This is a genomic window from Psychrobacter sp. N25K4-3-2 (assembly GCF_015351755.1).
GTDB classification, from domain to species: domain Bacteria; phylum Pseudomonadota; class Gammaproteobacteria; order Pseudomonadales; family Moraxellaceae; genus Psychrobacter; species Psychrobacter glaciei.
This window is the reverse complement of record NZ_JADKLX010000001.1, coordinates 1,029,990-1,046,799: the sequence shown is the minus strand read 5'-3', so window position 1 is coordinate 1,046,799 and position 16,810 is coordinate 1,029,990. Positions and strand designations below refer to the sequence as shown.

The window sequence follows — 16,810 nt, the reverse complement described above, 5'->3', positions numbered from 1 at the left end:
AAGGCGAGACCACTCTCTAATTAATCGTAAATCGTATTCAATGTCAACTGCTAAGCGTTGGTGCCAGAAAAAAACTTATAAATTTATACCCAGTGGTATGATTTTGGGCGTAAATGGCTTTCATGATAGCCAAAAGCATACAGTTGTAAACGAAAAACCACAGCATAAGCTGTGGTTTTTATCATCAATATGCATTCGCATGTCAAACAGCTTTTACTAGAAGCTATGATCGCCTGACAGTGCTAAATCCATTGAGCTAGTAGCAAAATTATGCTCTGGCTGATTTAGAATATCGCGAGTGATTTTGCCCGCGGCAATTTCACGTAGAGCCAATACCGTAGGCTTGTCGTTATCGACTTCAACCAACGGCTCAGCGATACCTTTGGCCAGCTGACGGGCGCGCTTACTTGCGACCAAAACCAGCTCAAAGCGATTATCAACATTATCCAAACAATCTTCAATCGTCACTCGTGCCATAAATAGCTACCTCGGTTGTTTTTATTAGTCACAGACATGGTCCGTCACTCAAATAAAAATAATATCAAAAATATAAAGGGGAATAGCTAGACATTGTAGCATTTTTTGCTTAGCTAGGTGGTTGCTTTTTATGTCTGCTTGCCAAATTAAACCCTACTGATAGGCAGTAATAACCCTACTCTTGTACTTTATTGCTTAGCAAGTTGCTAATCGTACGATGATAACGCTGCTGTTGGCGTTTTAGCGTCTGTCTATCAGCGACGATAATGGCTTTTAGCTCAGTCAAGGCGACTTCGAAATTATCATTAATTATGACAAAATCAAAATTCACATATTGCGCCATCTCAGTCACTGCGCCTGCTAAGCGCTGCTCTATGACTTCTATCGTGTCTTGCGCACGAGTTGACAAGCGCTGGCGTAACGTGGCAATGCTTGGGGGCAGAATAAAGACCATCGTCGCGTCAGTAAATATTTTTTTGACTTGTAGCGCTCCTTGCCAATCAATCTCCAAAATCACATCGACACCGGCCTCTAATTGCGCACGTACGCTTTGTTCTGAGGTGCCATAGTAATTGCCAAACACTTCGGCGTGCTCCAAAAATTTATTGTCGCTGATGGCAGTCACAAACTTATCGACATCGGTAAAATGATAATGATGACCATCGAGCTCACCAGGGCGCGGAGTGCGTGTGGTATGAGACACACTGACGGTCAAGTCATTGGTGGTGGCAAGTAGCTGCTTCACCAGTGAGGTCTTTCCCGTACCAGAGGCAGCGGTAATAATAAATAATGAACCTGTCATACAAAGTGTCCTAATGGGGTGTGCCCTAATAAAGTGTGTGCTAATAAAAGACGAAAAGATATGGTAGTGAACCGCCAAAGCGTCAAAGGCTGGTAAAAATATAAAATGTCATCATGTAGGGTTAGAGAAACCATAACCACTGCCTAATTATAAACTGCTTTTGACACTTTTGTTTTTTTAAAGACCGACTGCGTCTATAGCGACTGAGACGGTGGTATTTTAAAAGGCAATAAAAGCAAATTATGCTAAAGTAGCGTATTGAATGCATCCCAACTTTTGACGTTAAGCTTTTGACGTTAAGCGATAAATACAAATTATCTAATGATAGGCCATCTTATGCAAATTTATCTTGCCAATCCACGTGGTTTTTGCGCTGGTGTCGATCGCGCGATTGCGATAGTCAACGAAGCATTGACCCGCTTTGAGCCCCCTATTTATGTCCGTCATGAGGTCGTCCATAATAAATTTGTGGTCTCGGATTTGGCCAATCGCGGTGCGGTATTTGTCGAAGAACTTCACGAAGTACCCGATGGTGCAATCGTTATTTTCTCTGCGCATGGGGTCTCAAAAGCGGTCGAAGATGAGGCGACTCGTCGTGACCTGACCGTCTTTGATGCCACTTGTCCGCTAGTCACTAAGGTACATATCGAAGTCGCTAAATTTGCCCAAGATGGTATGGATGCGGTGTTGATCGGTCATGCTGGACATCCTGAAGTTGAGGGCACAATGGGGCGATTTAACCGTCGTCATGGTGGAGAGATTCATTTGGTCGAAAATGAAGCCGATGTCGAAAAGCTGACTGTGCAGGATGGTGAGCGCTTGGCATTTGTTACTCAAACGACCTTGTCGATGGACGATACGGCACGCGTCATCGATGCACTGCGCAATAAATTCCCTAGTATCGAAGGACCGCGTAAAGATGACATCTGTTACGCTACCCAAAACCGCCAAGATGCGGTCAAAGATTTGGCCAGTCGCTGCGAGATAGTATTGGTGGTAGGCTCGCCAAACTCTTCAAACTCAAATCGTTTGCGTGAATTAGCAGAGCGGATGAACTGCCGTGCTTACTTGATAGACAATGCCAGCGAAATGGACAGTAGCTGGTTTGATGGCGTAGAGAATGTGGGTGTCACCGCAGGGGCTTCAGCGCCAGAAGTATTGATTCAAGAGGTGCTACAGCAGTTGCAAGATTGGGGTGGCGACTTGCCAAGTGAGCTGTCAGGTATCGAAGAGAATGTCATATTTAGTCTGCCCAAAGCCTTACGTATTCCGGTCACGCAAGTAGGTAAGTAACATGAAAAAGCACAAAAAAAAGTTCGTATTGGCCGAAGCCACAGTCGATGACATTAATAAGCAATTGAAAATTAATATGTTTGTGATTGTCATTTTGGTATTGATGCTTATGCTTAATACGGCACAATTTACGAAAGATTATAGTGTCCTATATGGTGCGCTCATTGCCATCATGGCTTTTTTCCTCTTTATAATGGCTAAGAGTCGCACGTTGCTCAATATGAGAAAGCAAGAGCTTACTAAATAAACAATAAAGGTAAGCCACGCCTGAAAATTACTAGGAAGTGATTAACACGCTCTGGTAACGCATAACTTTTTTATACAACCATAACCACTTCTCACAACAGTTAAAAAATACTGGATGAATGAGCAAGATTTGAGACAACATTAAGGATGGTTAATGTCAGCTTATTACAACTTTATCAAACGTGAACAGCAAGAAGATGGTGTGATGATCGCACACTATCAGCCCACCAAGCATGCCCAAGGCGCTTGGAATGAGCACGAGCAGCATATGGCACCAGCGACAGGATTACTGACCGCTGAGCTTAGTAGATTTGCTCCACAAGAGAATATGAGAATTGCCCGTATTAGTCTCGATATTTTGGGACTCATACCGCTCGATGAGTTTACTGTTACTACCCGTTGTATTCGTCCGGGTAGAACCATTGAGCTGGTTGAGTCGGTGCTGAGCAGTCGTGGCCGTGATGCTATTATTGCTCGTGCATGGCGACTGATGACTCAAGATACCAGCGAGATTGCAGGGCTAGAGGATCAAAAAGCACAGTACCAACCTGAAGACTTGGCAGTCTGGGATGGTATGAAAGGTTGGCCAGGTGGTTTTATTAAAACAGTGCGCTTAGTCACTGATGCTGATCGTCGCGCTGGGCGTGGTATGGTTTGGATCACTAATGACGTTGAGATGGTCGAGGGCGAACCGACGGATGATTTGGTGCATTTATTGGGCATGGTCGATACTGCTAATGGCGTCGTGCCACGACTTGGTCTCGGACTATCAACGTTAGAATGGATGTTTCCCAATACTGATTTGCAGATTCATATGCATCGCGCGCCGCAAGGACGTTGGCTCGGCATTGACGCGGTACAACAGTATGGCGCTGATGGGATTGGAGTGACCAGCGCAGTGTTGCACGATATATATGGGCCGTTTGGTCGTAGCGAGCAGATTTTAACGATTCGTCCGATGCCGCACTGACCAATAAGTATTTAGTAATCTCACGAATCAAAACACACCGTATTATTTTGTAAAATTAAACAATATGGTTAAATCAATTAATTATACGGATGACTGATAATCGGGTTTAATAGTAATCAACAAGATAAAGTAGATTTATTGGAGAATACTATGAAAACAGACAGCCATTTTTCAAATAAGCTAACGACCATTTGGGATTTATTGATAGAAGCTTACTCAGAATAAGGGTTAAAGCGCTTCTTTTATCAATTATGTGAGTATATGGCTCACAAAAAACACCGCCTTAGCAAACTAAGACGGTGTTTTTTATTGAATAACCCTTTTGCGCTTGAAATTTTCTTTGCTGCCCCTATTAGTATAAACAGCTTAACGGTATCCAACAGGCTAGCTTTGATAATGCTATTAAAGCGGTCTTGGCAGGTTCATCGTTATTTTATAATAAGTACTTAATAGAATTCAAAGGAGTGTTTTATGAGTGAAGCAACTCAAGCTAAAGGTCTGAATCCAGAATTAAAAAAACATACGTTTGAAGCAGAAGTGGCGCAATTGCTGCATTTGGTGACGCATTCGCTATATTCTAACGCTGACATCTTTGTCCGTGAATTGGTATCTAATGCCTCTGATGCCTGCGATAAGCTGCGTTTTGAAGGGACTAATGATGACAGTCTTTATGAAAACGATGGTGAGTTAAAAATTCGCATCGCCGTCGATGAAGATGCTAAAACGATTACCTTTACCGATAATGGTATTGGTATGAATGAAGCGGATGCCATCGAAAATTTGGGTACGATTGCCAAGTCAGGTACCAAAGCATTTTTAGACAAATTGTCTGAATCGCAAAAGCAAGAAGGTCAACTAATCGGACAGTTTGGGGTTGGTTTTTACTCAGGCTTTATCGTGGCTGATACTATTAGTGTTGAATCGCGCAAAGCGGGCGAGCCTGTGGATACAGGTGTACGTTGGGTATCAGATGGTACAGGTAGCTTCACAGTTGAGCCTATCACTAAAGCCGCACGCGGTACTGCCATCACTTTGCATTTAAAAGAAGAGTACTCTGAAGGTGAAGACAGCTATCTAGATCGTGGCAAAATCAAGCGTTTGGTTAATAAGTACTCTGACCATATCAGCTTGCCGATTCAGATGCGTAAAGAGATCTGGCAAGAAGACGTAAAAGAAGATGAGAACGACGACGCACCTACTGGTGGCGAGATGGTATTGACTGACGAATGGGAAACCATTAATAAGGCCAGTGCATTATGGACACGTTCAGCATCTGAGATTGAAGATGATGAGTATGTTGATTTCTATAAAAATATCTCATATGACATGGATGCGCCGCTTACGTGGACACATAACCGTGTAGAAGGCCGTGTTCAGTACACGCAGCTTTTGTATATTCCTAAAAAAGCGCCTGTAGATTTATATACTCGTGAGCAGCAGCATGGTCTCAAGCTTTACGTCAAGCGCGTCTTTATTATGGACGAGGCCGAGCAGTTGCTACCGATGTATCTACGCTTTGTCAAAGGGGTTATCGATTCAGCCGACTTGCCATTGAACGTCAGTCGCGAACTATTACAAGAATCGCGTGATGTGAAGTCTATCCGTGATGGTAATGCGCGTCGTATTTTGACCTTGCTGGCAAGTTTGGCCAATAGCGAAGACAGTGATAAGCAAGAGAAGTTCGCGCAGTTCTACGCCGAGTTTGGTGATGTCATCAAAGAAGGTCTGGGCGAGGACATGGGCAATCAAGAACGTATTGCCAAATTGCTACGTTATGCGACCAGCACACAAGACAGTGTGACGACCAGCTTTGAAGACTATAAAGCGCGCATGAAAGACGGTCAAAAGGCCATCTATTACATAACGGCTGATAATTTGGCAGCGGCAAAGAACAGCCCGCAGCTTGAGTTGTTCAAGAAGAAAGGCATCGAAGTTATCTTGATGACCAGCCGTGTTGATGAATGGGCGATGAACTTCTTAACCTCATTTGATGAGACACCGCTACAAAATATCGCCAAAGGCGCGGTTGATTTGGGTGATTTGCAAGATGAAGCCGAAAAAGCCGAAGCCGAAAAAGCCGAAGAAACCATGAAGCCAGTGGTTGATAAGCTAAAAGCAGCGTTAGGCGAGCGTGCGAAAGACGTGAAAGTGTCTACGCGCTTGGTCGATAGCCCAGCCTGTTTGGTCGTTGGTGAAGGTGAGTTGTCGCCACAAATGATTCAGATGCTCCAGCAAATGGGTCAAGATGTGCCAGCGAGTAAGCCGACACTAGAAGTGAACCCAGATCATCCGCTGATTAAGAAGCTTGAGACCAGCGAGCAATCTGATGTCGATTTTGACAAGCTGGCGCAAGTCATCTTTGATCAAGCATTACTAGCAGATGGCGGTCAACTAGATGATCCAGCCGCTTACCTAAAACGCGTCAATGAGTTATTGATGAGATAGTATTGAGTCATTGATATAGAAGGAGGTCTTGTATTCAAGGCCTCCTTTTTTTAATTGATTTTCGGTCAGATTTGAGCGATTTTTTACAAATCAGCCTTATCCTCTTGACCGACAATCCGTTACAATCGCGTTAGATTGGCGAGCCATACTATTGACTCATGCTATTCGTTTTTTTGCTTATTCTATAGTGAATCAAACATAACGTCGCTGTGTGTAAGCCGCGCAAAAAATGTAAACAAATAACATTGAACGGCTGCTGCATCAAAATACTTATTATTGATTCACTTTATTTCTTTCGACTGGCTAGAGGTCTAAGTCTTTGTCACTTACGTCGCTAAAAACCGTATCGCTTCAGCGCTTTTCACTCAATTTCGCTGCCAATATTATCGCAACTTTATGGATGCTAGTGGGGTCAACGCGCGCGTTTTCTTGGGTTAAGCCCACTTTTATTCAGTTTGCGGTCTTCGCGCTATTGGCACTTGGTAGTAACGTACTTTTCTCATGGCTGGCTGCTGAAGGCGGCAGTATTTTTAATGAGCAAGGATTGGTCAGCTATCTCATTTGGCCGATGATTATTTTATTGAGTGGCATTATTTTGGCACGGCGAGCGGGCAATCAAGCGCTGGTTTTTGTGCCTGTGGTGCTATGGTTGGTTGCTGACACCTTGTCGGCATTATTACAAAGTCTGGTGCAGTTTTTTGGCAGTTATGGTTGGCTGCCGGACTGGAGTTATTCATTTTTACCCATTCTGTTTTTAGTGCTGTTCTTATGGCAGACGCTTGCCTTATTGTGGATTTTTTCTCGTCGCATGCGCACGCCATGGTGGGAGCGTATTATTGTGCTGGTAGGCGCAGTGGCGCTGTTGACTATTTGGCAGCGTAATGTCGCTGACCAACCCATATTTAAGCAAATTCCTGTAGAGCCGGTGTTAGAAGAGGCTGCATTGTACGAGCAGCCACGTCTGTTGCAACAAGCGCTTGATGGCATTGATCCAAGTATCGATGGCAAGACTGACTGGTACTTTATGGGTGTGGCTGGGTTCTCTGATCAAAATGTTTTTCGCTCCGAGATTAATAAAGTGCGTGAGCTGTTCGATGTGCGCTTTGGCACTAGCGGTCATTCGCTCTCACTCATTAATAATCAGTATAGCTGGCTCGATGAACCAATTGCGACTAAGACCAGTATTTTGCGCGGCTTAAAAAGAATTGGTCGGCAGATGAATGCCGATGAAGATGTGCTGTTTCTCACGCTATCCTCACACGGTACTGAAGATATCGTGCAATTGGCGAATCCACCACTTGCGATAGATAATTTAGATGCTACTTGGTTGCGTGAGTCTTTGGATGCTTCAGGTATTCGCTGGCGTGTAATCGTCGTATCAGCGTGTTACTCAGGCTCGTTCATCGATGAATTGGCCTCACCAACCACAGTGGTGATTACTGCCTCAGCAGCTGATAAAGCTTCGTTTGGCTGCACCAATACGGCAGAAATGACCTATTTTGGGCAAGCGTTCTTTGCTGAAAGCCTGCGTGAAAATACTAGCTTCGAATCTGCCTTTAAGGATGCCCGTTTACGAGTGACTGAGCGCGAGAGTGTGATGGGTTTTGAGCCATCAGAGCCACAGATGGTGATTGGTAGCCTAATGGAGACGGCACTACCTGCGTTTGAGCAAGTATTGTTTGATAAAACCCGTCCGCCAGTCGCTAGCCTTACGAATAATGCGGGTTCTACCACCGTTAATATTTTACCCAATAATACTGCAAACACCGCTTCCAACAGTACCTCTAACTTGCCAGTAAATGCTACCAGTGATATTGATTAAAATTTGAGTGCTATTTAACTTGTTATCAATGTGCTTTTTAATTTATAAAGCGCTGTTTATAGGCCATCGTTTATTTTACCTTGGACAAAGAGGAAGTTACTCATGAATAATACTTATAATAAAAGCTTGTCTGCTAACAGCCAGCTCACGCAAAAGAGTGTGAACCGTTGCTTTGACGGCGAGCAGCATTACTATAGTCATCAATCGACAGCGACGAAAACGCCGATGACGTTCAGTATTTATCTGCCTGATGAAGCGCTGGCAGGGCGGTTATGTCCTGCCGTTTTATATCTATCGGGTTTGACCTGTAATGCTGATAACGTCACCCATAAAGCGCATTTTCAACAAAAATGTAGCGAGCTTGGTATGATATTTATCGCTCCAGATACCTCTCCTAGAACTGGTGACGGCAGTGATAACGGTGACAGCGGTGAAGTGCCGAACGATGAGCGCTATTTTGTCGGTCAGGGCGCAAGCTACTATGTGGATGCGACACAACAGCCGTGGGCAGAGCATTTTAATATGCAAAGCTATATCATCGATGAGCTATACGATTTGCTGCGCTCAGAATTTCCCATTCATAGCATGGGTATCACTGGACACTCCATGGGCGGTCATGGGGCGTTATTATTAGGTTTTAAATTCCCAAGTAAGTTTGTCAGTGTCTCCGCCTTATCACCCGTCTGTGCCGCTAGTGAATCGGCATGGGGGCAAGCCGCCTATACTGAGTATTTCGGCGATGACCAATCACTATGGTCGCAAGCAGATGCATCAAAGATGATCGAAAAGGTCGGTCAGCAGTATGCCAGCATCTTGGTTGACCAAGGTGCTGCGGATAATTTTTTAGCAGAAGGTCAGTTGCAAACAGCCAAACTTCAAGACGCTTGTACAAAAGCCAAGCAGCCTTTAACATTGCGTTATCAGGCAGGTCATGACCATAGTTATTATTTTATTCAGAGCGTTATTAATGACCATATCGAACATCATTGGCGCATGGCACAACTTAGCTAAGCGTCGATATCGAACTCTTTTCACTAAGCCGCTCAACAAGCGCTAATGTTTAAAAGGTAAAATTATGGCAAGTTATCAAGATTTAACAGCATCTAATTCCGATGCGAATTCAATAAGTGACACCCATTCAATACGTGACACTCATTCAGAGTCTAAAAATGCGCAATCAGCACTTGCGACTATGCAAGCCGAAATGGATGCCGCTCTAAAAAATAAGCAGCATAGCAATAGTGACCGAGTCTCTAAAGCTAACTCAGATGAGTTCATCGCAAAAAATATCAATGACGCTGGTGATAGAGTGCTTGATGAGACCCAAGTCTCGCGAGTGATAGAGATGGCATGGGAAGACAGAACACCATTTGGCGCGATCGAGCACAGCTACGGTCTTAATGAAGCTGGCGTGATTAAGCTCATGCGCCAAGAGCTCAAGCCGTCGTCTTTTCGATTATGGCGTCAGCGCGTGAGCAACCGCGCTACTAAACATCAAGCGAAACGAGATTTTGGCGTTGGTCGTGCTTATTGTAAAACCCAATATAAACAGCGCTAGTGGTTTGACTCCTTAAGATTATTGCTTTAAAGGCTTAAGTTTTTTAAGTCAGTTCTTAGTATTCTTTTATTCCAACAAAATTAGGTAGCTCAATTATGATCAGTCCTTCTAAACCATATCTTATTGCACCGTCGATACTCTCAGCTGATTTTGCACGTTTAGGCGAAGAAGTTGAAAAAGTATTAGAGTCAGGTGCCGATGTGATTCATTTTGATGTGATGGATAATCATTACGTACCCAATTTGACGTTTGGTAGTATGATTTGTAAGGCGCTGCGTGACTATGGCATTGATGCACCTATCGACGTACATCTGATGGTGTCACCTGTTGACAGTATGATTGAGCAGTTTTTGGAAGCGGGTGCGAGTATTATTACTTTTCATCCAGAAGCCAGTGGACACATTGATCGTTCGTTGCAGCTCATTAAAGATGGTGGTGCTGAATGTGGTCTGGTATTGAACCCAGCGACGCCATTACATTATCTCGACTATGTCATGGATAAAGTGGATCAGATTCTACTGATGAGCGTCAATCCTGGCTATGGTGGTCAGTCGTTTATTGAAGGTACCTTGGACAAGGTGCGCCAAGTTCGTCAGCGTATCATCACCAGTGGTCGCGATATTAGGCTAGAAGTCGATGGTGGTGTCAAAGCCAGTAATATTCGTGCCATCGCTGAGGCGGGCGCTGATATGTTTGTCGCTGGTTCTGCGATATTTAATCAAGAAGACTATAAGGCTGCTATCGATGCCATGCGTGTAGAGCTTGCATTGGCCAATAATAGCTAATGACTGCTAATTATTATTAATGACTGCTAATAACTGCCGTATGACGTGATAGCCAAATTGACCCAATACCACTGGGGCAAAAAAGTATTAACATGTGCTGTATAACTTATAATCATGCCTAACAGCAAGTTCCGTAAAGGTAGGTGAAATATGGACACAAAAAATTCAATCAACTCGTCAGCGTCACCTGAACCAGTGGCAAGCACAGCGCAGCAACGTAGCTTAGTACCCAAAGGTATTACCATTGGCTTGGCTATGTTTGCGCTTGTTTTAAGCTTGGCAGGCTATGGCTTTCGTCTCATGGTAGGTGATGATACTGGCGAAGTATTACGCCACGCTGCGGTCATCGTGCCTGCATTTATGCTGGGTATTCCGCTGTTGTTCTGGATAGGGTCACGCATATTTAACAAGGTCAAAGGCACACATATAGAAGGCTGGAATGCGATTAGCTTGGGCTACTTAACCTCTTGTATATCGATACTATGGTTGATGGGCACTTATAGTTAATTTTTTAGTCGCCAAGATGAGATTGCTGAATAGCTATAACTTTATGAATATAGGGTCTGTTGAACATTCAAATATTAGGACTGCTGATCGCTAAAATCGCACCAAACTAGGCGCAAACCGACGATAATGTCGAGACCTTAGCTAGGTTTACAACAACGTTTGGGGTGATTTTAGTATCAGCCTTTCAGGGCAGGGCTATTTTTTGCCAATACATGGCGAAATTGTCTAACCTAGAATGATTAGGCGTCAAAAATTTCACTGCGTATTGTCTAAAAAACAGCCACTGCCAGTTCCACATTTGAATGTTCAACAGACCCTAATATGGCAATATTTTTTATAAGCGGTTTTTACACACTTTTTCATCATTAAGTCATGCTCTATAAGCATGACTGGAATTTTACATGCGAATCATACCGACCAAGATTGCTAACATTATTTATCCAAAAGACTTACCAAATGGCTTATTTACCAGCTTAATTATCGCATGTCTGCTGTTAGGGCTGGCATCACTGCGTCATGGTACAGATTTTCAAGGCTGGCTAAATGTCATCGAAAACTGGCTGCTTATGCTGTTGATATTTCCGACTGCTACTGCCACCGTTGCTTTGCCATTTAAATATCGAGATCCGACGTTAGAGTTAAAGCTCATGTATTACCTCGGCATGTTTGTGGCCTTCTTATTTACCATCGCAAAACTACGCTATTGGCGTTAACTGGTTTGCAGCGTTAGCAGGCGAAAGTTGCATTGATATGTAAGACTTGCGTGACAGCCCTTGAATTCTAAGGTCAAAGCGTCCATTGTATGAGTAAGATAGTTTTACCCGCGTTACTGTCAAATGCTAGCTTTATTAAATGAATTATTAGGGTTTCTTTGCAGCGATAAACGGGATAATAAGGATAACGTGAATGCCATACGACATTGATAATGAAATAGAAGTAGACAACGAAAGTACCGATCAATTTGCAGGATTTGCCAAAGAGACCACACTCGAGCTAGTAGAGGCGGATGATGGTCGATTGTTATTGCGTGACGCTGAACAAGATGAAGCGCCGCTGATGACCATTGATTTTTCTGAAAAACTCAAAGAGTTGCTTGGTAGCGATACGCAAGCGATAGGTCAGCACATGATTCATGCAGCGATTCAGGTCATTATGCAAAAGCAGATGAGTCAATGGCATGCACATGTCTATGATAAAGAGCCAACACACTATAGTTAATCTAATCTGCACAGCTGTTTCTGTATAGCTATTAATAATAGCGAGTAAGTTAGTAAGGCAAGTTAAGCACAAATAGTCAAAACGTCAGCAATAAAAAAGGGTATATCAATTGATATACCCTTTTTTTGTTCAAATAATAGCAATTATTTGATTTTAGCTTCTTTAAAGATCACATGCTGGCGTACTTTTGGATCAAACTTTTTGATTTCCATTTTGCCAGGCATAGTGCGCTTGTTTTTGGTAGTGGTGTAGTAATACCCAGTACCAGCAGTTGATACTAACTTAATTTTATCTCTCATGATAGCTTTCCTGTAAATGAGGGGTCTTCAAACGATAGGTACGGATCTAAAAAATTAAGTGGCTACAATAAATGTAGCAGAATGGCAGCTTAAGTAACAAAGATAATCGATGTCCTTAAGCTACCAGTCGTCACTTATACTTTTTGACCTTGTGCGCGCATATCTGCTAACACTTTATCGATACCAAGTTTGTCAATGGTGCGCATACCTTTGGTAGACACACGTAGACGTACAAAACGATTTTCAGACTCTACCCAAAAACGATGGTTATGAAGGTTTGGTAGAAAGCGACGACGGGTTTTGTTGTTTGCGTGCGAAACATTATTACCCACCATAGGGCGCTTTCCAGTCACTTGGCAAACTCTAGACATGGCGAACTCCTAATCTATGAGGTATGAGTTTTTCTCATACCAGTCTGGGCAAGTTGCACGTATTTGCGGCATGGACACAGCAAGCGGCAGCTTTGCACCAAACAAAACTATATGAAGGTTGAGCTGATATGACTGTCATCTAAAGGCAAATAACAGGCTAACCAATTCAGAAAATTTTAAAGCCGACATTTATACCATAAAAGTAATGAATACTCAAATATTTTTATGATAATTGTCTGCTTCAACGCGAGCTATTATACCTGAATTGAGCGAACTATGTGATTGATTATTTAACGGTAAAGGTTAATTTTTAGTTGTAAGTTATAACAAAAGTCAGTAAAGTTGCTGTTATAAAATTAATACAATCTGTTAATACAACTGGCTTTAATGTAAATCTATGTATCATTGCCAATCTATCATGATTCTGTGTAATGTTATTTTACTTATTTGCTCGAAAAAATTACTGCCGATGCGGAGTTCAAAACATGTCATATAGCTCATTACCACTTAGCTCTAAACTATTTCAATTTACAGCGCTAACATTGGCTTTAACTCTAGCAGGCTGTGGCGGCGGTGGTACTGATACGGTTGCACCAGAACCTGATTTAGGTGTGACGCAACCTGGGACGGGTAGTGGTACTGACGGTGGGGAACAAGCTATTGGAGACATCAATATTGTTGAAGGTGCACTCTTTAACGCTGATGGCAATGTCATAAATTCAGTTAGTTTAGAAGGCGCATACTATAAGATAAAGGTAATTGATGATACTCAAAACCCTATTATAAATGCAAAAGTTGCTTTTGATATTGATGCAGAGGGTATAGAGCTTTCTCAAACGACATCAGGCTCAGTTCTTACAGATGCAGAAGGCATAGCGCAAATATTCTTGAAACCTAGTAGTGCAGAAGTTTCGGGCGCATATACTATATCAGCAAATGCGACTTATGAGCAGCAATCTGCCACAGCCAATACCACGTTTTCAGTTCAAGCGACGAACGTCTCTTTATCAGCAATAACAGTTGGATCCAATAGTTTGGCTTCAGGAGGTCAAACGCCTATTAGCTTGAAAGTAACTGATCAGGCGGGGAGTGTTTTGAGTGGTGTCTTAGTAAACCTTAATAGCAGCTGTGGTCAAATACCAGAACAAGTTACATCTGATAGTGAAGGAATGGTTGAAGCAGTTTTTAAAGCTATTAATTCAGACTCTACACTATGTAGCGGTCCAGCTAGCATATCTGCAAGTACAGGTAACTCAACTCGATCTACTAATATTATGATTGAAGCACCTCAAGCAAACTCCATTGTTTATACATCTAATGATTTGACACTTGGTATCCAAAATAGTGGTTCTTCAAGAACAGGCGAAGTAGAGTTTACAGTGTACTCAAATAATATTCCTGTAGCTAACACTGACGTTATTCTTTCACTAAAAAAATCACCTTTAGGTCTATCATTTGGAACATTGGATAATACATCTGATATTCCTGCTAGAACAGATAGTAATGGTAAGGTATCGGTTCATATTTATCCTGGCACGACGCCTGGTCCAGTGGAGATTGAAGCCATATTGGCTAGCGATCCTCGGATCAATGCTTTATCAAAAGGCATCTCTATTGCAAGCTCACGAGTTACTCAGACAGGCCTCAGTCTCTCATGGGAAAAGAACGTTTTAGACTGGTCTTATGATGGTGATAGTGCTCAAATTAATGCAAGAATGGTAGATCGTAACGGTAATGCTGTGCCAGATGGTACAGTCATTAATTTCACTGCAGAAGGTGGCAAGATTACATCTAGCTGTGCCACAGTTGATGGCAACTGTGATGTCACCTTTACAACGCAAAACCCGCGTCCAGGTGATGGGCGAGTAAGTATATTAGCAGTTGCTGAAGGTGAAAAAGACTATATCGATATGAACGAAAACAATGCTTGGGATGAAGGTGTTGATATACTAGTTCATAATATCGGTGATACATTCCGTGACGATAATGAAAGCGGAGATTTTCAGATTGGTGAGTTTACTTATCCACTGACAACTGGGGCAAGCAATGCATGTGAAAATAATATTGATAAGTACATCAATTTAAAATTTCCATCATTGTCTGATTTGAAAAAACGTCAGTACGAATCTAGGTATATCAATGAGTTCGTTTCACCCAACAAAGTAACTAGCTGTAACACTGATTTAGATACGGTAGTACGTTATCAAGCTGTTACTTTGCTGTCTAACGGTAACGATACGCGTTTCACTGTAGGAAGTTTAGATCAAGGTGGTAATTTTACAGTTCGAACACCTCAAGCTATTTTTAGTAGTGACACATCAATATCATTTAGAGTGAATAGCGGTGGTTTTTACGACTTAAATCCTATGCCTTCTGGTACAACGATAACTGGTTCAGCAATTGACCAAACTTCTGCAAATCCAACTGCTACAATTGAACGTGTCGCAAATGGATTTTTCATTGAGGTTTTGGATGCTAATCCAAGATCAAGAGTTACTGTAAAAGTTGGTAATGAAGAGTTTTTAGTTCCTATTGGTAGTAACGGTACGGGAACTTCACAAGTATTTACTACTAATCCACCTATAGGCGACATTAGTGTAGAAAGCAAAAATAATACTTGTGAGGCTACCCTATCAGGTGTTACTAAAGTACCTGCTAACTTAGCAACTGGTATGCCGGGTGATAACTTGGGTACTTTTACAACCTTTAAGCTGAAAAACTGTCAGGCAACGGATGAGGTTAAGATTACTGCCACTTCACCAAATGGCAATGTAACTAGCTATACTTATACTATTGGATAGTTGCTTTAGGCTTTAGAACGAACCCCTAACCTCGCGTTGGGGGTTTTTACGTTATGAATCTTAATAACTAAAAAAAACCAACTCAGTCAGCAAAATATCGTAAAAGCGACTAAAATAGCGGTTTTCTTATACTACGAATAGATTCTAAAACCAGTAGTAAATTTTGATTTATTTTTTAGATTGGGCGCACTATGTTAAGTAATAAGACATCAGATACCACAATAACAGCTTCATCTTCTAACAATACCTCTGTTAACCCTGCCATTGATACCGCTACTCTTTTGATTAAATGTAAAGATCAAGCTGGTATCGTGCAAGCGGTATCCGAGTTTATTCATCGCTATGGTGGCAACATCATTACTCTTGATCAGTATTCAACCGCTCATGAAGGCGGACAGTATTTTATGCGCTTAGAGTTTGCGCTATCAGGGTTAAGCGACATCATTGATAATTTTGAAGCCAGCTTTGGGCATACGGTTGCCAAGCGTCACAATATGACTTGGCGCTTACACGATAATGCTATTCAAACCAAAGTCGGTATTTTGGTCTCCAAGTTTGATCATGCTTTACTGGATTTATTATGGCGCCACCAGCGTGGATTGCTCGATTGCGAGATAACCTCTGTCGTTAGCAACCATGAAGATTTACGCCAAGCGGTAGAAAACTTTGGTATACCCTTTCATTATGTGCCAGTGACCAAGGACAATAAGGTAGAGGCTGAAGAGCAGATTCATGAGCTAATGGCAGGCAATGACTTGCTGGTATTGGCGCGCTATATGCAGATATTGTCGTCTGATTTTGTGAAGCGTTGGCCGATGCAAATTATCAATATCCATCATTCGTTCTTGCCAGCCTTCGTCGGTGCTGACCCGTATCGTCAAGCTTATGATAAAGGCGTCAAGCTTATCGGTGCGACTGCGCATTATGTCACCGCAGAATTGGATCAAGGGCCTATCATTGAGCAAGATGTGCACCGTGTGACGCATCGTCAAGGTGTGATAGAGTTGCGGGCTATTGGTCGTGATATCGAACGCAATGTGTTGGCACGTGCCGTCAACTGGCATGTGCAAAATCGCGTCATTGTGACTGGCAATAAAACAGTGGTTTTTAATTAGAGCGGTTTTAAAGTTAAAAGAAAGCATTAAAAATAGAGTTAATAAAAAGCCGCCAGTAGTATTAAATAATACTATTGGCGGCTCCGCTTGTAATCACATTA

General features: G+C 42.5%; 17 protein-coding genes. 13 read left to right on the top strand and 4 right to left on the bottom strand.

The window, feature by feature from the left end; all coding sequences use genetic code 11:
- Window positions 1–216: 216 nt before the first annotated feature.
- Window positions 217–477, bottom strand: a complete 261-nt coding sequence (rpoZ, locus tag IOD06_RS04180) for a DNA-directed RNA polymerase subunit omega (RefSeq protein WP_010201435.1) — start codon at window positions 475–477, stop codon at window positions 217–219.
- A gap of 175 nt (window positions 478–652) precedes the next feature.
- Complete coding sequence (gmk, locus tag IOD06_RS04175; RefSeq protein WP_194619322.1) at window positions 653–1,279, bottom strand: guanylate kinase; 627 nt, start codon at window positions 1,277–1,279, stop codon at window positions 653–655.
- 336 nt (window positions 1,280–1,615) lie between these two features.
- Here gmk and ispH point away from each other — a divergent pair, with 336 nt between their 5' ends.
- The 11 genes from ispH (at window position 1,616) to IOD06_RS04120 (ending at window position 12,123) form a co-directional block, all read left to right on the top strand.
- Window positions 1,616–2,572: a 4-hydroxy-3-methylbut-2-enyl diphosphate reductase gene (gene ispH, locus IOD06_RS04170; RefSeq protein ID WP_194619320.1), complete on the top strand. Its 957-nt coding sequence runs from the start codon at window positions 1,616–1,618 to the stop codon at window positions 2,570–2,572.
- 1 nt (window position 2,573) lies between these two features.
- Window positions 2,574–2,819: a hypothetical protein gene (locus IOD06_RS04165; protein WP_194619318.1), complete on the top strand. Its 246-nt coding sequence runs from the start codon at window positions 2,574–2,576 to the stop codon at window positions 2,817–2,819.
- A 153-nt stretch (window positions 2,820–2,972) separates the two neighbouring features.
- The gene (locus IOD06_RS04160) at window positions 2,973–3,788 is read left to right on the top strand and encodes a thioesterase family protein (protein ID WP_194619316.1); all 816 of its coding nucleotides are present in this window, start codon (window positions 2,973–2,975) and stop codon (window positions 3,786–3,788) included.
- Window positions 3,789–4,259: 471 nt separating this feature from the next.
- On the top strand, window positions 4,260–6,233 hold the full coding sequence (gene htpG, locus IOD06_RS04155; protein ID WP_194619314.1) for a molecular chaperone HtpG: 1,974 nt from the start codon (window positions 4,260–4,262) through the stop codon (window positions 6,231–6,233).
- 319 nt (window positions 6,234–6,552) lie between these two features.
- Window positions 6,553–8,055: a C13 family peptidase gene (locus IOD06_RS04150; RefSeq protein ID WP_194619312.1), complete on the top strand. Its 1,503-nt coding sequence runs from the start codon at window positions 6,553–6,555 to the stop codon at window positions 8,053–8,055.
- Window positions 8,056–8,157: 102 nt separating this feature from the next.
- The gene (gene fghA / locus IOD06_RS04145) at window positions 8,158–9,066 is read left to right on the top strand and encodes an S-formylglutathione hydrolase (RefSeq protein ID WP_194619310.1); all 909 of its coding nucleotides are present in this window, start codon (window positions 8,158–8,160) and stop codon (window positions 9,064–9,066) included.
- A 298-nt stretch (window positions 9,067–9,364) separates the two neighbouring features.
- The gene (locus tag IOD06_RS13780) at window positions 9,365–9,613 is read left to right on the top strand and encodes a TIGR03643 family protein (protein ID WP_227676205.1); all 249 of its coding nucleotides are present in this window, start codon (window positions 9,365–9,367) and stop codon (window positions 9,611–9,613) included.
- A 95-nt stretch (window positions 9,614–9,708) separates the two neighbouring features.
- Window positions 9,709–10,398 carry a ribulose-phosphate 3-epimerase gene (gene rpe, locus IOD06_RS04135; RefSeq protein ID WP_189585381.1) on the top strand — a complete coding sequence of 230 codons (690 nt, stop codon included), beginning with the start codon at window positions 9,709–9,711 and terminating at the stop codon, window positions 10,396–10,398.
- 150 nt (window positions 10,399–10,548) lie between these two features.
- Window positions 10,549–10,905, top strand: a complete 357-nt coding sequence (locus IOD06_RS04130) for a hypothetical protein (RefSeq protein WP_189585377.1) — start codon at window positions 10,549–10,551, stop codon at window positions 10,903–10,905.
- Window positions 10,906–11,306: 401 nt separating this feature from the next.
- Entirely contained in the window at window positions 11,307–11,618 is a 312-nt protein-coding gene (locus tag IOD06_RS04125; RefSeq protein ID WP_010201409.1) for a hypothetical protein, read from the top strand.
- Between the two features lie 193 nt (window positions 11,619–11,811).
- A complete protein-coding gene (locus tag IOD06_RS04120) occupies window positions 11,812–12,123 on the top strand; it encodes a hypothetical protein (RefSeq protein WP_010201404.1) in 312 nt (103 codons plus the stop codon).
- Between the two features lie 143 nt (window positions 12,124–12,266).
- On the opposite strand, the gene rpmG is transcribed toward IOD06_RS04120, so the two are convergent.
- Together rpmG and rpmB are read right to left on the bottom strand one after the other, a co-directional pair.
- Window positions 12,267–12,422: a 50S ribosomal protein L33 gene (rpmG, locus tag IOD06_RS04115; RefSeq protein ID WP_010201403.1), complete on the bottom strand. Its 156-nt coding sequence runs from the start codon at window positions 12,420–12,422 to the stop codon at window positions 12,267–12,269.
- A 134-nt stretch (window positions 12,423–12,556) separates the two neighbouring features.
- On the bottom strand, window positions 12,557–12,793 hold the full coding sequence (gene rpmB / locus IOD06_RS04110) for a 50S ribosomal protein L28 (RefSeq protein ID WP_010201401.1): 237 nt from the start codon (window positions 12,791–12,793) through the stop codon (window positions 12,557–12,559).
- Between the two features lie 431 nt (window positions 12,794–13,224).
- On the opposite strand from rpmB, the gene IOD06_RS04105 reads away from it, so the two are divergent.
- Both IOD06_RS04105 and purU read left to right on the top strand, forming a co-directional pair.
- Window positions 13,225–15,594 carry a hypothetical protein gene (locus IOD06_RS04105; protein ID WP_194619306.1) on the top strand — a complete coding sequence of 790 codons (2,370 nt, stop codon included), beginning with the start codon at window positions 13,225–13,227 and terminating at the stop codon, window positions 15,592–15,594.
- A gap of 191 nt (window positions 15,595–15,785) precedes the next feature.
- Window positions 15,786–16,709, top strand: coding sequence for a formyltetrahydrofolate deformylase (gene purU, locus IOD06_RS04100; protein WP_227669870.1), 924 nt, complete (start codon window positions 15,786–15,788; stop codon window positions 16,707–16,709).
- The last annotated feature ends 101 nt before the right edge of the window (window positions 16,710–16,810 follow it).